Genomic DNA, 16,900 nt, shown 5'->3' on the forward strand with positions numbered 1-16,900 from the left:
CCAGTGAGCGGTGTCCATGACGGACCCCGGCGCGCGAATAGGGGTCAGACGCCGATCGAACGCGTCTCACTACACTGCGGTGGCTGCTCCAGCACTCCTATGACGGGAGGCGGCGCATGTCTGAGTGAGGTCGTAACAACCAGAACAGCGACTCCAGCGAGAGCTAGTGATCCGCGGATCATGGGAGGATTGGTTGAGGGCGCGTTGCCGGCTCTCACAGGACGACCGCGCAAGTGACTGCGGCACAGGGGAACCATCCATGGCCTCGGCCGCGTTAGGTATCCTCTGGCGCCTCGGTCGGTTGTTGGCGCTCCGGCTCATCGAGCCAGTCCAAATCCAATCCCAACTCTCCGATGTCGATCGTTCAACTCTGCTCGAGTTAGAGTGAAGTAAGAAGTTCATCGCTTGGTCCGGCGTGGAGAAGTTCTTCGTCACTAGCTCTGCGTTGAATTTCGTCGAGCTCCACGTTGAGATTTTGCAGGGCTGTGGCCCCGACGCCCTCACCATCTCGGATGAGTCCGAGAAGGAGATGCTCGGTCCCCACGTATTGGTGATTCAGGAATACGGCTTGCTCTCGGGCAATTGCGAGGACCTTCCCTAACGCGCTCGGTGAAGTTGAAGCTGTTCATGTGACCTCAGTAAGCTGAGAGCACGCAATCGCACGCGACGAGCGAGAGCGACTAGCACTTCGACTGCGCTCTAGCCGAGCTGCTTTGCCAGGATCTCCGAATACGGCTTGAACCCGGCACGCCGATAGAGACGCATCGCGCCCGCATTCTCACTCAAAACACCGATCCGGAGATCCGTCGCGCCGGCGGCCTTTGCCCAGCGCTCGGCCTCGTCGAGGAGCGCCACACCAAAGCCGCGCAGCCGAAAGCGCTCGCGGACGATCAGATCCGTGATGAATGCATAGTGTCCCGGCGGCTCGTCGAGTCCCTCGTGAGGCACGCGCGCCAGCACGCAAACGAAGCCGACCACCGTATCGTCGGACTCGACGACAAAAATCCTGCCAACGCAGGTTTTGCACTGCTCGAAGAGGTACTCGAGATAGGCGTCGGCCATCGACTCGCCCGAGGCAAGTCGGTCGTCGATGCGGCGCATATCGTCCTGAAGCTCGACGATAAGGTTGCGCACCGAGGGGATGTCCTCCTCGCAATACGACCGGACGGCCAGATCTCTCGGTATGCTCATTGTCAGTGCAGTGTGTCGCGCGCGATCCGGCCTTTCACGATTCAGCCCAACGACCCCCGGCCGGTGATTTCTACAACGCTTCGTTAGGCCTCCGGGTTCCGGAATCTCGAGATCGTAAGTCTTGAACGTGGGCCGCGTCGAGACACAAACTGTCCTCACGTCACGGCTGTGGCGCTCGTTAGGTAGTTGTTCCGCGACGGCGCCTCATCAGATTCCAGATAAGGAAGACTACATAAGCCGCAAGCGCCGCCGCGACCGATCGTGAGATTTCAGCCCCCGCGCCGATACCGCCGATCATGAATGCTACGAAACTCGCGGCGCCCTCGGGAAAGGCTTCGATGATCGTTTTTTCGAGTGTTGTTCGCACACCGAGCGGTTGCGGGGCAGCACGCGCAGCCTCGTGAACCGCGAACTGCGTCGCTACGGTACCGGCCGCCAGAAGGCCTGCCGTGATTGCCCATCGCTCATCGCCAGGACCGTAGTCGACAATGCGGAATCCAGCCAGGAGCGCCGCGTCCCATGCGCGCGCGGATAGCCACGAGAGGAGGACGCCCGCTGCTGCCAGCAACAGCCAAACGGAGCCAATTCCGCCGACGCGGCGCACTGGTGCGATCACCAAACCGCTACCAAACATGGCCAACAGAAGTACAGGGTCCATGAGATCTCGTTAGGCGACCTGGCGGAATTCCGGGCTTCGCCCCTTGCGCGGAAGCAATTGGCAATACTGGGTTCTTCGCAGAATTTCGGGACGATTGAGCTCTACCCGCGAGCCATCTCGCATCTGAAGCTCGATCTCGAAACTCGTTGCTGCCGTCTCGTGGCTCGGAGCTGGGCTCGCAGATGGTGGGTGAGATGCCGGAGCGCCACTTCGAAAGGGCCGGAGCTCATCACTGACGTCTCGCTTCTGGCGCTCGCCCTCGACACAACTCGTCACGGAATTCCGCGAGCAACCGAGTGTTGTCATAGTGCGCCGGAGGAACTCCGCCCGCGATCCCATCGTCCACGCGTCGGCGCCGCAATCGATCAGAGAAATGGGAAGACGAGCGCGAGCAGCCAGAGCACGACGCCGCCGATGAGGGCGAGCCGCAACGGCGCGCGTGCGAACAGCGATCGCGGTCCGCCATCGCCGAGCCAGCTCCAGGTCAGGAACAACGCGACGCCGATCGGCGCGAGCCCGGCGTAGCCGATCCAGAGGGCGGTGATCTTTACGTCCTTCGTGCGACCGAGCAGGCGAACGACGATGACGGCTGCAACGAAGATCGAGCAGCTGAGGAGCCAGAATCGGCCGACCTGGCGTGCGGTCAAAGTTCTCATCACGCGTCCCGTTGAGTACATGCACAAACTGTCCTGGGTGCACGCGACGGCCCATCCGTCAGATGACGTAGGTGTTTGCCTCCTGTCCTACTCCGATTGTAACGCACTCGCTGGATTCAACCGCGCGGCGCGAGCGGCGGGAATCGTGGTTGCCAGGACTGTGATCGCGGTAATTAGCAGCGTGGCAATTGCCAGGATCAACGGATCCGACGCGCGAATGGCGTATACACGATTGGAGATGAGCTGGCCGGAGAAATAGGCCAGCCCGATTCCGAGCGCGGCACCGACGAGACCGAGTATCACCCCTTGCCGCATAACGAGCAGGAACACGGAGCGCGGCGACGCGCCGAGGGCGAGACGTGTGGCCATTTCCTCACGCCGCAGCGAACCGGCGTACGAGACAACTCCGTAAATTCCAACCGCCGCAAGCACGATCGCGATGCTTCCGAAGATCAGCATCAGCGCCATCCCGAGCTCCTGCCGCCGGAGTGTGCCGCCGACGAGATCCGACGCGAGCTCGAAATCGAGCGCCATCGTCGGGTTGAGCTTCCGTACCTCGGCGCGGATGGCTCGCTCGACGGCGCCCGGGTCCGATCGTGACGTGGACACGACGGCGGTCACGCGCGGAAGCGGAAACTGCGTCAGCGGTTGATAGAAAGTGGGTTCCGCGGGATCGGCGAGAGACTTCTGCCTAACGTCGCCGACCACGCCGACAATCGTCACCTCGTTCTTCGGATTGGGCGCCGGATATCCAGCGGAGAATTGCACGCCGATCGGGTCTCGGCCCTTGAGGTAGCGATCGACGAACAGGCGGTTGACGATCGCGACCCGTACAGTGTTGGGGAGATCGCCTGAACCGAAATCGCGACCCTTGACGAGCGGCGTGCCCATCGCGGTGAAGAGTCCCGCGCTGACGACGCGTTGGCGCGTGCCCGGCGCACTGGCCGCGTCAAACGGTTCGCCATGGAACTGCGCCAGCAGCGAGCTCTCGAGCGTGCCGCGCATGGGATACGCCGAGACCAGCCCGGCCTCGGCGACGCCGCGGACACTCCGCACCGCCGTCAAGAGATCGAGCTGTGCCTGGCTCACGGCGGCGGGCGTGCGAAATTGCGGACCGAGGAACGACGCGTCGAACAACAACCGCTTGTCGGTCACGAACCCGATGTCCGTGTTGCGGAGATTCGCGAATCCGCGAACGAGCCAGCCGGCGCCGGCGAGCAACATGATTGCCAGCGCGACTTCGGCCACCGTCATCGCCATGAGCCAGCGTGTCGTGCCGCGGCCGGCGCTCGCCGACCGTGAGCTGTCGTTCATGAGTGTTTTCATATCGCTACGCAGCAAGCGCAGCGCCGGAGCAAGCCCTATAATTGCGCCGGTGACGACGAGCACCGCGAGCGAGAAGAGCAGAACGCGCGCATCGAATTGCACCGCATCCAGACGCGGTAGCTTCGACGCGCCGATCGCGAGCAGCGCGCGGAGACCCAGCGCCCCAAGGGCGACCCCGACGATCGTGCCGGCAACCGACAGGACCATCGACTCCGTCAGGAGCTGGCGAACCAGCCGTCCCCATCCAGCGCCTAACGCCGCCCGCACGGCCATCTCGCGCGCCCTCGCCGCGCCGCGCGCGAGCAACAGATTGGCGACGTTCACGCATGCGAGGAGCAGGAGCAGCCCCGTCGCCGACATGACGATGATCAGGATCGGCCCGAGATCGCCGACGATCGAGTCAACGAGCGGCCGCGGGACATAGACTCGGTTGCGGTCCGACGCGGGAAAGTCGGCGGCGAGGCCGCCAACGACCGTCGCCATCTGGCCTTTCGCGCGCTCGATCGTCGTCCCATGTCGCAGGCGCATGAATCCTTCCTGCCCGTGGTTGACGTCGGTGGTCGGCACTGGCTGTGCAACCCAAATGTCGGCGCCGTGTGGAATGTCGAAGTCGCGCGGCGCGACGCCGGAAACGGTCGAGTTGAATTCGGCGAAGTGGATCGGCTTCCCAACCACTGCGGGATCGCTGTGGTAGAACTGCTTCCACATCCGGGTCGAGATCACGATCGCCGGCGGTGGTCCGGGCTGCGGCGGTGCATTGGGCGGCGGTGGCGGGAGTACCTTGAAGTCGTCGTGCGAGAAGCCACCTGCGGTCATCGGGAGACCGAACAGCTCGAAGAACCCTTCGCTCACCGCCTGAACCTGCACGTGCGAGGGCGTTCCATCTGCCGCGAGAAGCGTCGCGTCGAACGACTGGAGTCCCGCCGCGCGCTCGATGGAGAGTTTGGGATCGTTCAGGCGGTAGATCTCTGCGCCCGACAGAAGCCCCGTCGTGACACGGCCGTCCGTGAGAGCCGTTCGCAGGCTGTAGAGGTCCTCCGCGTTTGGATACGGGAGCGGCTTGAGAAGGACAGCGCTCAGCGTCGTGAAAATTGCCGTCGTGGCGCCGATGCCTAACGCTAGTGTGACGATGGCCGTGAGCGGGAATCCCGGCGCACGGCGGAAGGCGCGGAGTGTAACGCGGATGTCCTGAAGCAGCGTTTCCATTTCCTGGACTCCTCAGCTGGTGGGGCGCATAGCGTGGAAGGCGCCTAACGACTCAGGCGCAGCACGAGCGGCTGGACAATCTCGCCCGGCGCGATCGTAACGGTGGTGGTGGAGAGCTCGGAGCCGCGCGACGCCTTGACGAGGAGCAGCGTGCCGGTGGGGACGTTGCAGATGCGGAACCAGCCGTCGTCTCGGGTGTCGGCGTGGGCGTCGCCGCCGGGCCATTCGACGGCGACACGGGCGTGCGCGACGAGCGTGCTGTCGCCGAACCAGACGCGTCCGGCCACAACCGCCCGGTCCTTCTCCAGCGCATCGACCTGGCAGACGGTCGCGGCGGCGGCGGCCAACGGGATGAGATTGACGCGCGCGTCGACAACCTCGTTAGGCTTGGCGGTGACGGCGACGCGCGCGGGCACGGCGTCGATGATCTCGTGGAGTGCCGTCGTGGCCTCGAACAGGTACTCGCCGGGGAGCACTTGCTCGAACCGGACGTGGGCGCCGGCGTCGGCGTCGGCCTCGTAGGGCGAGCCGACGAGCCTAACGATGGCCCCGGCGGCGGGCTTGGCGTTGCCGTCAGCGGAGAGGGCGGCGAAAACGCGGACGGTGCCCGTTTCCTTTCGCCAGAGGACTGTTTGGGTGGAGTCGCCGCGCTTGACCGCGCGGAGGTCGCCGCCCGCGACTCGGACGACATCGGTCGTGAGTCGCCAGCGTCCGCGGCGCCCCGCGCTCACCGGCATGGGCTCGAGCCCGCGCATCGCGGACGTGTGGAGCGTGCGCAGCGGAGTGGGCATCCGGATGTTCCAGTTCGGGAGGATCCAGGCACCGGTGGCGAGCCGCTTGAAGCTGACGCGGCCGCCGAGGAGCGTATCGCCTCGCGAGAGATCGATGGGGAGATTCACATATGTGAACGTGAGCGCCCGGAGCTCGGTAGTTGCGGAGTCGAGCCACAGGGTGCCGCGGATCTCGACGTGCTTGGGAGAGTGGGCGGGCTCGAAGTCGAGGCCAAGCTCGGACGGATCGGGACGTCGGCTCGCCGTTAGGCGGAAGCAGTGCTCGTCGGCGAAGTAGGGGGAGAGGAGGACGTCGAGGTCGGGGGCGAAGAACGTCATCCCCGAGTCGTCCTCAGTCGCGTAGCCGTCCTTCCGCAGCTTCTCGGCGGGGAGGCTCGCCCACGGCGCGGTACCCTCGGCCTCGAGCTCGCGCAGGCTGACGTCACGGAGCTGCTGGTGCTTGGTGTCGTAGGTGCGGACGTGGAGGACCTTGGTGAAGCGATAGTCGCGCTCCTCGAGCGTGATGGCGGCGGCGAAGAGGGCGGTCTTGGCTTGCTCCCAGAGGGCGTAGGTGGCGGTGGCGGCCGGGGTGGAGTCGGTGTGGACGTGGCAGTCGCCGCGATCGCGAGTGGCGACCTCAGGAAGGACGACTGGGATGTCGGTGAGCGTGAGCGCGACGGTGGTATCGCCACGGAGGTCGAACGCGGCGCTCTCCGTCGGACGAAAACCGATGCGCATAACGCGGAGGTAATATCGTCCCGGTACGCCGGCGCCGATGGTGAAGGTGCCGGAATCGGAGGTCAGGGCACGCGCGTACGTTAGACTCGAATCGCGGAGCAAGACAACGGCCCCAGGGACGCGGCCATTGGCGACCGCGGAGGTGACCGTGCCGTGGATGACTTGCGCCTCGATTGCCGGCGAGAGCGCCGCGATGAGCGCGAAGGCTGTCTTCGCCATCATATTCCAGATCTCCCGACAAAACGCAACCTGCTGAATTGAATCTGGTGATAGCGTTCTCGATCCGCTACGCGCTCCGCGGTATGCGCGCCAAGCCGGGCTTCACCGCGGCGGTCGTCCTCACGCTCGGACTCGGCATTGGTCCGAACGCGGCGATGTTCGGCATCGTCGATCGATTGATGTTCCGCACGCCGGAGTATCTCCACGATCCCGGCCGCGTGCACCGCGTCTACCTGTACTCGCCGGATAACGGGAAGGAGATTGCCGATAACGAGCTCTCGTACACGCAGTATGCGGATTTCGCGCGTTGGACGACGCAATTCGATCGCGTCGCCGTCTTCGGTCAGCGAACGCTCGCCGTCGGCACCGGCGAGGACGCGCGTGACACGGAAGTCACATTCGCGAGTGCGAGCTACTTCAACTTCTTCGACGCGCCCCCGCCCTCGGCCGCTACTTCACCGCGAGCGAGGACGCCGTTCCCGTCGGCTCGCCGGTCGTCGTTCTCTCGTACGGCTACTGGCAGACGCACTACGAAGGGATCGGCGCAGCACTCGGGAAAACATTGTCGGTCGAGGGCACGACGTTCACAATCATCGGCGTCGCGCCCGATCGCTTCGTCGGCATCGCGGACAACGTACCGCCAGCCCTTTTCATCCCGGTCACGACCTTCGCGGGCGCGGTGCGCCGGAACAACTCCAATTACTACGCGAACTACACGGGGCCGGCACTTCGGGTGCTCGTCAGGCGCAGGCCGGGCACGACGCTCGCCGCGGCGACGGCAGACCTGACCTCGGCCGATCGCCGCAGCGCCGCCGCCGAAGCCGCCCTCGACAAAGGGCCGACTTTCGATATCGCTAAACTACGTGCCGTCGCCGGCCCCATACAGTTCCAGCGCGGACCGATGGCGAGCCACGACGCACGCATCATTGACTGGATCAGCGGCGTGTCGCTGATCGTGCTCCTCATCGCCTGCGCGAACATCGCCAACCTGATGCTGGCGCGGGCGCTGCAGCGCCAACGTGAGATCGCGCTCCGGGTCGTCCTCGGCGTCGGCAGAATGCGGCTTCTCGCCCAGCTCGTGACGGAGAGCGTGATCCTTGCGACGCTCGGCGGCCTCGCCGGGCTCGCGATCGCGCAGGGCGGTTCTCGGATTCTCGGGTCGATATTTCTCCGGACTAACGAGTCGGTCTCCGTCGCGACCGACTGGCGTACGCTGGGATTCTGCGCCGTCGTGGCGCTCACCGCGGCGGTCGTAACCGGTGTCGCGCCCATCGTTCACTCCGGCCGCGCGGAGCTCGCGCTCGCACTCAAGGCTGGCCAGCGTGAGGGAACGCGACAGCGCTCAGGGCTGCGCAGCGCATTGCTCGTGCTTCAAGGCACGCTCGCGGTGGTGCTGCTGGTCGGTGCCGGCCTCTTCGTGCGCAGCCTTCGCAACGTGCGCGCACTCCGCTTCGGCTACGACGTCGACCCGGTGATGTTCGTTCACGACCCGGGACGCCGCTCGCGGAGTCGGAGCGCGCCAACCTCGCCCGACGGCTCGAGGCGCGGTCGTTAGGCATCCCCGGTGTCGAGTCGGCATCGCTGGCGCTCTCAGTCCCCTTCGTGGACAGCTGGTCGCTCAGCCTATTCGTGAGCGGGATCGACAGCGTTGCGCGCCTCGGCCGCTTCACGGCTCAGGAGGGATCGCCATCGTACTTTCACACAACGGGTACGCGCATTCTTCGCGGCCGAGGCATCACGATCGAGGATACGAAGAACTCGCCGAAGGTGATGATCGTCAGCGAGGCGATGGCGCGCGCGTTGTGGCCCGGACGCGACGCGATCGGCCGGTGCATCCGCGTGCGCGCCGACACGATGCCCTGCACCACCGTCGTCGGCATCGCCGAGAACGTCAAGGATTGGAGTCTGACCGAGGGCAGCGGCTTGCAGTACTACCTGCCGATCGAGCAGAACCCAGCCGGGAGCACCGACCTGATCATCTTCATCCGCGTCCGCGGCAAGGCCAGCGATTACGTCGAGACGGTGCGTCGCACGCTCCAGCCGGAGATGCCGGGAAGCGCCTACGTCTTCGTCCAGCCGATGACCGACGTGATCGGTCCGCAGGAGCGAAGCTGGCAATCGGGGGCGACGATGTTCGTCGCGTTCAGCGGACTCGCACTGATTCTCGCGGCGATCGGGTTGTACGGCGTGATCGCGTTCGACGTCGCGCTGCGGACGCACGAGCTGGGCGTTCGCATCGCGTTAGGCGCGCAGGTGCATGACGTGCTGCGGTTGATCGTCGGCGCGGGCGTGCGCTTTGCCGCGGTCGGAGTGATGGTTGGTCTGGCCTTGACGCTCGCGGGTGGAAGATTCGTGTCCCCGCTCCTGTTCGGCGTCTCGGCGCGCGATCCGTGGATTCTCGGCGCGGTGACCGCGTTGCTGTTCGGCGTCGCGCTGGCGGCAAGCGCTATACCGGCGTTGCGGGCGACGCGCGTCGATCCGAATGTGGCGCTGCGGGAAGAATGATAGCGCCGCTCAGCCTTACTCAGCCCAACTCAGCGCGAGCAGCTCACTATCGCTCATCGTACGCCATTCGACGGGAAAGTTGCGCACACGGCCGACGGCGGTGTCGCTCTCCAAGACCAGCGACGGCGTCGCGAGTCGGTCGTACGTCATCGGCGGGAGCTCATACACGAGGCAGCGCATGTCTTCGACAACGAGCCGTCGGGCGGTTCGTCGCGCTTCGCGGAGCACAGTGAACGAATGCAGCATCGCAGTCACAGCATAACGAACATCGTCCTCGTTGCCAACGTGCACAAACAAAGAAAGATTTACTCGATGATCTGCGAGGTCCAAACGTGGCCCGCAGATTGCTGCGTCGTCGCAAGATGACTGCGGAGCGGACGGCGCCTCAGGAACCTCGCGGCCGGGTCCTCGTAGTCGACGATGACCCAGACACGCTGTTCATCATTCCAACGTGTTTGGAACAGGCGGGTTACGAGGCGCAGGTCGCGGCAGATGGTTTGTCGGCGCTCGCGGCAATCCGCCGTCAAAGGCCAGACGTCGTCATCCTCGACCTGGCGATGCCGTTGCTCAGCGGCCCCGACGTACTTGCCGCGCTCAAGGCCGATCGCGACACGAGCGACATTCCGGTCATCGCATGCACGGCGCTCGCGGGAACGGCCGACGTGCCCGCCCTCCTCGAGCAGGGTTTTTCCGAAGTCTTACTGAAGCCAGTCGACATATCGACGGTGAAGCGCGCGGTCGAACAAGCATGCAGTCGTGGGGCTACGGATACGCGCCATAACTAACGCCGTAGGAAGTATGCTCCAAGTCGGTGAATGCGCTTCTTCGCGGCGTCAATCGTAGATGCAGTAGTATCTCAGCGTGTGCAGTCGAGACAGCAGCACTGCCATGCCAGCGCGCCAGGCCGCGCGCCGATCCAGACGATTCGCCAGACCAGCGAGCGCCGCTCGATAATGTGCGATCGCGTTCACGCGAGCCGAAGGAAGTTGCGGCGTGAATCGAGTGCTGTCGACGTAGCCACTCTCGTCCGCGCCGAGGGCCATTGTGACGATGTCGCGGTAGGCGGTAGCGACATAGATGTGGATCATCGGATCGTTCCAGCCGCGGCGCAACGCCGCTTCGCCGTGTTCGATGACCCGGGCGAACTGATCGCTCCCGTCCCGACAGGTGCCGTGGATCGCCCAGCCCTGTGACAAGAGGGTAACGAACGCCTCACGACCGGTCGCACCTAACGAGTCGGTGTTGTAGGCGGCTTCGAGCCACTGCCGGTTGTACTCGCGTCCACCGCCGAGGGGATCGTCGTCATACGACACGCCGGCAGCCGATAGCTGACGATAGAAATTCGCGCCGGCGCTGATGCTGTCGAGCGGCAACCGTCCGGCGGTGGCGTTCATGATATAGTCCGCGGCCAGAAGCGCCGCGGCTCGGCGTGCCGGCTCCAACGAAACGAGCGAATCACGAACCATCAGTGCGATGCGGACGAGCGCGGAATCGATTGAAGCGGTGCGGATCGTGTCGTCCTCCCCGGCGTGGCGCAGTCGTTCTGCAACGAGCTTGAGCTCTTTGCCGAGCGCTGGTAGTTCCGCGCGGTCGATGGCGGAATCCACTGTCGCGAGCATTTCCGCATTGGCGCTCGCAGCGAGCGTATCTCCTTCCAAGTCCTCCTTCCAGACGCCGCGGTCCAATCCGCTGTTGTGCGCATAAGCGACAAGAATGTCCGTAAGCGAGGATCGCTCCCGCTTGCCGCCGAGGACCACGACCGATCGGCCACCCCGCCAAGTCCTTGGCTGAGTCCAGAGGCCCGTTCCCATCCCAGAGATGTCGGCGGAATTGACGCTGGCGCCTAACGCGTCCGATAGCATTCGTGCGAGCGAATCCTCGAGCGCAAGTGCCTCCGCCGACGTCGTGTCCGAGCTTTCGAGCCATACCGAGCCGAGCGAGCACATACGGTCGGCAAGTCGGGTCGTATCGGCTGGCAATGCTTCGCCTGGCGGCGGATCCGAGATGTAAAAGACTGCGCTTCGTCGCATCGTTCGGCCGGCAATCACGACCGAGCCGCGAGCACTGCGGCAGCGCCGTCCGGAACTTGTCGCGGCCTCGGGCTCGTCCGAACGGACGGTGTCGGACGGATGGCTGCGCAGCCAGGCGCCTAACGTGATCGTGGAATCGATGCCGCGCGTGACGACGTCGAGCGGACTGCTCGCGGCCGCGGCTGGGGCCGCGCTCTCGCTCTTTCGTGCACACGCCGCCGCGAGCGCGAGGAGCGCCGCGGTCGCGACTCGTTCGACATGCCGACTCGTTCGACGAAGCGAATGCACGGATATAGTCGTCTGGGCGAAGCACTGCGCTACGCGATGGACGATCTAGCCGGAGTCATGGCACACGACCGTGAGCGCGCTTCTCTCCCACAACCATCAACCATCAACCAACAACCAACATCACCGAAGCAAGTACTTGTCCAGGAAATCCGATTGCGCGTGGAAATACGTCAGCCACGATCGGTGGAGCAACAGATCGTGAATCTCGTTCGGAATGATGATCAACTCGTTAGGTACCTTCTGTTCACGCAACGCCTTCGTCAGCAGAACACTCTGGTTGAACGGCACATTGTGGTCGTCGTCCGCCTGGATCACGAGCACCGGCGAGTGCCACCGCTTTATGGATGACATTGGCGACGACGTCCACGCCAGACTGTCCGACGCGGATTGCGCCCCAGCAGCGGCGTAGACCTTGAGCAGACCACTCCAATCGTGCACACCCGCGTAGTCGACGCCGGCGGCAAAAACATCGGACGCGCGTGCCAGCGCGAGCGCCGTGAGATAGCCACCGTAACTGCCACCCCAGACGCCGATGCGCTTGGCGTCGACGTCTGCTCTTACCTTGAGAAAGTTCGCACCGCCTAACACGTCGTTGAATTCACTCGCTCCGGACGGACCGAAATCGGGCGGCACGCGGAAATTCATGCCGTACCCCGTGCCGCCTCGGTAGTTGACCGACAGCACGACGTATCCGCGGCTCGCGAAATACTGATTCTCCGCGTACATGTACGAGTACGCATCCATCGGATTCGGGCCGAGGAGCATCTGGCGATACGGGCCGCCATGAAAGAAGAGCAGTGCGGGGTGACGCGCGCCGCGCGATTGGCCGGGCGGCAGGAAGAGCTGGCCGTGGATCATCATGCCGTCGGGCGAGCGGAAAATCACCGGCTGGGGCACCACGAACGTCGCACCGGGATAATCCTCGGGAAGCGCTTGCGGCGCGACGTCTTGCACGGCGCCGAAGCGACCGCCCGTTTGCGAGATCACCGCTGGTCGCATCGGACTCCTGGCGTCCGCGTGTAGGAACGCGACCGAGTGGCCGTCGCTCGTGAACACCGCCAGATCCGCGATCGTCTGCCCCGTCGTCAGGGCCGTCGGCGTTCCGCCTGCCACCGCCACCTCCCAGATGTGCCGATGATCGAGGTCGTCCTGATTCGACGAATACACGATGCGACGTCGATCCGGACTGAGATCGGCGCTGAACACCTCGAAGTCGCCGGGAGTGAGCAGCGTCGGTGTGCCGCCGGCAGCGGCGATGCTGTAGAGGTGCACCCAACCCGTTTCTTCCCACGGAAACACGATTCTGTCGTCCGCACCCCACGCGAACGCCGAGTTTCCTTCCAGCGAGTAGAAGCGGCTCGCGGTGCCGGCGTTGGCGTGCCAGATCTCGTGTCCCTTTCCGGTCGCAGGATCGGCGATCCAGATCGACCACGGCTCGGCGGTGCGGGTCGATGAAAATGGACCAGGTGCGCCCTGAGGAATGCGGATGAACGCGATCCTGTCACCGTTAGGCGACCAGATGGGACCGACGTCTCGGTCGACGCTCGGCGCAAGCCACGTGATCGATTTGCGTCCGAGGTCGTACACACCGACGAAATTGTGATCGCCGCGGCTGCTCACGAATGCGATGCGCTTGCCGTCGGGTGCCCAGGCGAGCGAGCCGTCCCGTCCGAGATCTCGAACAATAATCTGCGGCTTTCCGCTACCGTCCAAGGGCGCCAGCATGATCGAGTTCCGAGCCACGTACGCGATGATATTGGCGTTAGGCGCCGGCGTCGGCGAGCTGCCTTCACCAATCAGGCGCGGTGCGGTGTCGCCGAGGGCGATCGTCCAGATCTGCGATGGTGTGCTTCCGAGTGGGAGATCGCGCGGATTCGGCTCACCACCGCGCTCGAACACGAGTGCGAGGCCGTCGAAGCTCCACGCTGGCGTCCCGATTTCCACGCCGATGTCACCAGCGTATCTCGTCAGTTGTCTCGACGTGAACGATCCGTTCGCGCCCGGTTCGCTGACCCAGATGTTGCGGCTGCCTTCGGCGTCGAAGATCCACGCGAGTCTCGCACCGGCCGGTGCAGCCGTCAGTCCACTGGGGAACGGTGCACTGAGCGCGGCGTCGATGGTAAACGACGGCCCCTGTGCTGCCGCGGTCCCGAAGGTTACGGTGACGAGGATGGCGGATCGCCGGAGAGCGGCCCCGATGCGGCCGCGGTTTCGATGCTTGGTTGGGTGAAGCATGGCCGGTGAGCTCATGATTGTGTGACGGTGGACGGTATGCTTGTCGAGGACATAATACGCGTGTTGGTATGAAAGAAACGCAACTCCAAATTCGTCGCGATAACGCGGCGCGCGACATTCTCGTTGCCACCACCGAGGAAGGCGTCGTGGGGTTCCTCTCCGGCGGCCTCATTCGCGAACCCGTTGCAGGATATGTTGCGGAGATCCACGCCATCTACTTACTCGAGGCCGTTCAGCGTGCAGGCATTGGTCGGCGCCTGGTGCGGGAGTGGGCGACCCTTGCCCTGGCCCGCGGGCTGCGCGCTGCCGTCGTTCGCGTTCTTGCCGCGAACCCCGCTCGTTTTTCTACGAAGGCCTTGACGGCGAACGTTGCGCGGCAGCGACTGGACATGGACGTCGACGACCGAGTAATCGTCGAATGCAAGACTACGGAGCGCCTGACCGTTTTCCGCCGGACCACAGCTCATCGGCTATCTCGGCGCGACCATCTTCCAGGTCGGCGTGCTGCTTCACTTTGGTCCACACCCAAAGTTCTATCGCTTCGTCGTGAGAAGCTAGCGTCAGGTTGGAGTACCTAACAGTTCTTCGCTCTCATTCGCGTTATTCGCGTCCGAAAACCCTGGACTCGCCAGGAGCCTGGCCCTCTCCCGGACGGCTGCTGTGCTGCTGCGTCCCACGGCTGCAGTGACGAGGAGGATCGTCGCCTGACAACTAGAAGAGTAGTTGACAGCGCCGGTTGACATCGTTACTGTCAACTAGAGACCTAGTTGTAGCGCGCAACTCACTCAGCCTCGTCGCCACGATGGAAATCTCTTTCACGGATCGTGAGTTCGACGTCATGGCAGTGCTCTGGGAACGCGGCAGCGGCACCGTTGCCGAAGTCCGCGACGCACTGAGCGACGAGCTCGCCTACAACACGGTTCTCACCGTGCTTCGGACCCTTCAAGAGAAAGGCTACGCGCGGCCGAGCGTGGAAGGTCGCGCGCATCGGTACTATCCCACGGTGACGCAGCACGCCGCGGGAAAGAGCGCGCTTGGTCGCGTGCTGGCGAAAGTCTTCGCCGGCTCGTCGGAACTGCTCCTCACGCAGCTCGTGAGCGAACGGGCAGTCGACGCCGATGAGCTGCGGCGCCTTCGGAAGTTGCTCGACGAGCGACTCGCATCACTCGCGCGGCGGCGCCCGAAATCATGATGAGCGCCTGGATGATCTACGCCGTGATCCTTACGACATTCGCTTACCTGGCAGCGCTGGCGGCAGAGCATCTCATGTGGATGTGGCGAGCGCCGAGGCGACTGCCGTGGCTCATTGCGATCGGCATCGCCGTCTTCGCTCCGCTGGTGCTTCCCATGATGCACAGCGCGCACGAGTCGATACCGACCGCGGAGTCGCCGGGAATCCATAGTGCCAACGATCGCCTAACGGCTGCATTCGAGAACCGCGACGCAAGTACGGACGTTGCGCGAACGGACCTTCGTCCGAGAGCGAGGTCGTTGTCGCTGAGTGGCGTGGCAACCTCACTCGAGCCCTTCCTCATTCGAGGATGGATCGTGAGCTCCACTGTCGCCCTCCTCGCGTTGTTGATCACGTACGCTCGACTGCGCAGGTCACGCGCGACGTGGCCGGAGATCGAGCTCGACGGCACGCGCGTGTTGGTAGCGCCTCGGCAAGGCCCGGCCGTTGTTGGCGTATGGCGTCCGCGGATCGTGATTCCAGAATGGTCGCTTTCCCTCGACGTCGCCACGCGATCATTCATGCTGCAGCACGAACGCGAGCACCTCGCGACAGGCGATCCTCAATCTCTCTTTCTTGCTGCCGTCGCCATCGCTCTCTTTCCGTGGAACGTGCCCCTCTGGGTCGTGACGCGGGGTCTTCGTCGCGCGATCGAGCTCGATTGTGACCATCGCGTGCTGTGGGCGGGCTGCGACGTCGACCGCTACGGCTCGCTGCTCCTCGAGTTCGCGGCACACCGCGCGAGGCCTCTGGGTCTCGCGACTGGATTGATCGAGCGCCAATCGCTCCTCGAGCGGAGGATAAGAGTCATGACTACCAGCAGGCCGCGTCGGCCGCTCGTCGTATCTCTACCGCTCGTGTTGGGTATCGCCATCGCCGCGTTAGGCGCTACACGAAACAGTGTTCCTCGCTCGCCGTTCATCGCCGCCCGTGCTATAGGTAGCTCGAACGCAAAGCGTGTTGCTGGGATGCCCAGCGCAGCCGTCGTCGACAGAGCTCCGTTGGCCGCGCAAGTGAGCACGGCAAAGAGCAAGGTTCGGCTGCCGCACCTGAGGTCCGAACCGAGAATCAATGCGGATTGGGAGAATGCTCCGATTCAGTATGTAATCGCCGCATTCGCATCGTTCTCGCATCGTCGCATCATTGCCTTGTCGGACGTGACTGGTTTCATATCCGCTCATATTGTCGATCAGCCGTGGACGACAGCGTTGAAGAACATCATGGCGGCCTACGGTTTCGGCGTGACATTCGATGCGGATAGCAGCATCACGATCTCATTGGCGAAACTGGTCAAGGACTCAGTCCCTTCGGAGCGCGTCGAACGCCCGTCATCGTCCCGGGCAATCACCGGGACCGTCAACGATGCGGCGACGGGCCGAGGAATCAGTGGCGCACGCGTCAACGTGGCTGGCAACCTGGCTATCGGTGAGCCCAACGAGGCATTGACCAATGATCGGGGTGAGTTCTCGCTACGGGGGCCGGACGGGGAGATCTGGCTCGACGCGTGCGCCGCGGGGTATGAGTTCACTCGAGTCACGCTCTCACCGTCAATGAGCGTCGCCAATTTCCACGGGCGCCAGACGCCCCAGGATACAACGACGAATCGCTCGATCGTCGATTCCTCCCGCTCCGCCAATAGCCGCGAAGGGCCACTGTATGTGGTCGATGGAAGAGTAATCGGCGCGGCGACTGCAACTCAGTCAGGATGCAGACGCTTAGTATCAGACTTAGGATTCTATAACTTTGTAAACTTGAGGCGCATCGACAGCCGTTAGGCGGCAGTCCGGCCCAACTTCCTGAAGTGCGATCATCCGTTGTCATCCTGAGGAGCAAAGCGCCGGCGAAGC

The 16,900-nt window shown here is 64.1% G+C and carries 16 protein-coding genes; 5 read left to right on the forward strand and 11 right to left on the reverse strand.

The features are described from left to right. Nucleotides 1–379 precede the first annotated feature (379 nt). The 7 genes from VGH98_20055 to VGH98_20085 all read right to left on the reverse strand — a co-directional run bounded on the left by VGH98_20055 (nucleotide 380) and on the right by VGH98_20085 (nucleotide 6,954). The gene (locus VGH98_20055; protein HEY2378282.1) at nucleotides 380–544 is read right to left on the reverse strand and encodes a Clp protease N-terminal domain-containing protein; all 165 of its coding nucleotides are present in this window, start codon (nucleotides 542–544) and stop codon (nucleotides 380–382) included. A gap of 155 nt (nucleotides 545–699) precedes the next feature. Beyond that, nucleotides 700–1,191, reverse strand: a complete 492-nt coding sequence (locus VGH98_20060; protein ID HEY2378283.1) for a GNAT family N-acetyltransferase — start codon at nucleotides 1,189–1,191, stop codon at nucleotides 700–702. Nucleotides 1,192–1,369: 178 nt separating this feature from the next. Next, nucleotides 1,370–1,849, reverse strand: a complete 480-nt coding sequence (locus tag VGH98_20065; GenBank protein HEY2378284.1) for a hypothetical protein — start codon at nucleotides 1,847–1,849, stop codon at nucleotides 1,370–1,372. A 365-nt stretch (nucleotides 1,850–2,214) separates the two neighbouring features. Next, complete coding sequence (locus VGH98_20070) at nucleotides 2,215–2,505, reverse strand: hypothetical protein (GenBank protein HEY2378285.1); 291 nt, start codon at nucleotides 2,503–2,505, stop codon at nucleotides 2,215–2,217. 87 nt (nucleotides 2,506–2,592) lie between these two features. Continuing rightward, complete coding sequence (locus VGH98_20075) at nucleotides 2,593–5,037, reverse strand: ABC transporter permease (GenBank protein HEY2378286.1); 2,445 nt, start codon at nucleotides 5,035–5,037, stop codon at nucleotides 2,593–2,595. A 44-nt stretch (nucleotides 5,038–5,081) separates the two neighbouring features. Further along, complete coding sequence (locus VGH98_20080; protein ID HEY2378287.1) at nucleotides 5,082–6,767, reverse strand: carboxypeptidase-like regulatory domain-containing protein; 1,686 nt, start codon at nucleotides 6,765–6,767, stop codon at nucleotides 5,082–5,084. Nucleotides 6,768–6,831: 64 nt separating this feature from the next. Next, nucleotides 6,832–6,954 (reverse strand): hypothetical protein, encoded by a 123-nt coding sequence (locus VGH98_20085; protein HEY2378288.1) that lies wholly within the window; start codon nucleotides 6,952–6,954, stop codon nucleotides 6,832–6,834. 207 nt (nucleotides 6,955–7,161) lie between these two features. Between VGH98_20085 and VGH98_20090 the strand changes: the two genes are divergently transcribed. Together VGH98_20090 and VGH98_20095 are read left to right on the forward strand one after the other, a co-directional pair. Further along, nucleotides 7,162–8,319, forward strand: coding sequence for an ABC transporter permease (locus VGH98_20090; protein ID HEY2378289.1), 1,158 nt, complete (start codon nucleotides 7,162–7,164; stop codon nucleotides 8,317–8,319). Nucleotides 8,320–8,321: 2 nt separating this feature from the next. Then, nucleotides 8,322–9,269 carry an FtsX-like permease family protein gene (locus tag VGH98_20095; GenBank protein ID HEY2378290.1) on the forward strand — a complete coding sequence of 316 codons (948 nt, stop codon included), beginning with the start codon at nucleotides 8,322–8,324 and terminating at the stop codon, nucleotides 9,267–9,269. A 15-nt stretch (nucleotides 9,270–9,284) separates the two neighbouring features. Here VGH98_20095 and VGH98_20100 read toward each other — a convergent pair whose 3' ends face one another. Then, entirely contained in the window at nucleotides 9,285–9,515 is a 231-nt protein-coding gene (locus VGH98_20100; protein ID HEY2378291.1) for a hypothetical protein, read from the reverse strand. Nucleotides 9,516–9,601: 86 nt separating this feature from the next. Between VGH98_20100 and VGH98_20105 the strand changes: the two genes are divergently transcribed. Next, nucleotides 9,602–10,054, forward strand: a complete 453-nt coding sequence (locus tag VGH98_20105; GenBank protein HEY2378292.1) for a response regulator — start codon at nucleotides 9,602–9,604, stop codon at nucleotides 10,052–10,054. 48 nt (nucleotides 10,055–10,102) lie between these two features. Here VGH98_20105 and VGH98_20110 read toward each other — a convergent pair whose 3' ends face one another. The 3 genes from VGH98_20110 to VGH98_20120 form a co-directional block, all read right to left on the reverse strand. After that, nucleotides 10,103–11,587 (reverse strand): hypothetical protein, encoded by a 1,485-nt coding sequence (locus VGH98_20110; GenBank protein HEY2378293.1) that lies wholly within the window; start codon nucleotides 11,585–11,587, stop codon nucleotides 10,103–10,105. Nucleotides 11,588–11,707: 120 nt separating this feature from the next. Next, entirely contained in the window at nucleotides 11,708–13,822 is a 2,115-nt protein-coding gene (locus tag VGH98_20115; GenBank protein ID HEY2378294.1) for a prolyl oligopeptidase family serine peptidase, read from the reverse strand. A gap of 218 nt (nucleotides 13,823–14,040) precedes the next feature. After that, nucleotides 14,041–14,289 (reverse strand): hypothetical protein, encoded by a 249-nt coding sequence (locus tag VGH98_20120; protein HEY2378295.1) that lies wholly within the window; start codon nucleotides 14,287–14,289, stop codon nucleotides 14,041–14,043. Between the two features lie 335 nt (nucleotides 14,290–14,624). Between VGH98_20120 and VGH98_20125 the strand changes: the two genes are divergently transcribed. Continuing rightward, nucleotides 14,625–15,014, forward strand: coding sequence for a BlaI/MecI/CopY family transcriptional regulator (locus VGH98_20125; protein ID HEY2378296.1), 390 nt, complete (start codon nucleotides 14,625–14,627; stop codon nucleotides 15,012–15,014). Then, nucleotides 15,011–16,828, forward strand: coding sequence for a M56 family metallopeptidase (locus tag VGH98_20130; protein ID HEY2378297.1), 1,818 nt, complete (start codon nucleotides 15,011–15,013; stop codon nucleotides 16,826–16,828). The genes VGH98_20125 and VGH98_20130 overlap by 4 nt, the downstream gene beginning before the upstream one ends. Nucleotides 16,829–16,900 lie beyond the last annotated feature (72 nt).

The organism is Gemmatimonadaceae bacterium (assembly GCA_036496605.1).
Taxonomy (GTDB): Bacteria; Gemmatimonadota; Gemmatimonadetes; order Gemmatimonadales; family Gemmatimonadaceae; genus AG2.